Origin of the sequence: Streptomyces jumonjinensis (genome assembly GCF_009600885.1) — a bacterium.
In the GTDB taxonomy this organism is placed as follows: Bacteria; Actinomycetota; Actinomycetes; order Streptomycetales; family Streptomycetaceae; genus Streptomyces; species Streptomyces jumonjinensis.
Window position 1 is genome coordinate 101601 of record NZ_VCLA01000167.1, and the last position, 862, is coordinate 102462.

At 69.4% G+C, this 862-nt stretch carries 1 protein-coding gene; it reads right to left on the reverse strand.

Going from position 1 to position 862, the window contains the following annotated elements:
- Nucleotides 1-862, reverse strand: an 862-nt coding sequence (locus FF041_RS24695; protein ID WP_194292155.1) for an AMP-binding protein, incomplete at both ends; no start/stop codon positions are given.

Consider the following 862-nt stretch of genomic DNA (forward strand, 5'->3'; position numbering starts at 1 on the left):
AAAATCCGGCACAGGCAGAACAGCCCGATCCACCTTCCCATTCACCGTCAACGGCAACCGCTCCAACGGAACGAACACCGCCGGAACCATGAACTCCGGCAACCGATCACCCGCATACGCCCGCACGGCGGAGAGCGGATCGCCGGTCCGTTCAGCAGAGGTACGACGTGCCGCGTCGACCACGACATAGGCGACCAGACGATGGTCGTCAGGGCGGTCCCGGCGCGCGACGACCACAGCCTGCTCGACATCCGGATGCGCGGACAGGACCGCTTCGATCTCGCCCGGCTCCACGCGGTATCCCCGGATCTTGATCTGATCGTCGGCCCGGCCGACGAAGACCAGCTCGCCCTCACCGGTCCAGCGGGCGAGGTCGCCGGTGCGGTACATCCGCTCGGCGGGCTGGAACGGGCAGGCGACGAAACGTTCCGCCGTCAGCCCCGGACGGCCCAGATATCCGCGAGCCAACCCGGCACCGGCCACATACAGCTCTCCCACCATCCCAGGCGGCACAGGCAGCAGAAACTCATCGAGGACGAACGTCTGTACGTTCGCCATCGGCCGCCCGATGGGGACCACGTCCCGGCCCGGTGCCAACGGCGCGCTCATCGCCGCGCAGACGGTCGTCTCCGTCGGGCCGTACGCGTTCACCACCCGCCGGTCCGCCGACCATCGGTCCACCAGCCCGACCGGACATGCCTCACCGGCCACCACCACCGTTTCCAACACATCCGGGAGAGCGTCCTCCGCCGCCAGCACAGACGGTGGCACGGTCACATGCGTCGCCCGCGCACCGTGCACGGCCTCGCCCAGCGACACCCGTGGCGGCAGGTCCTCCGGCCCCGCGACCACCAGTGTCCCG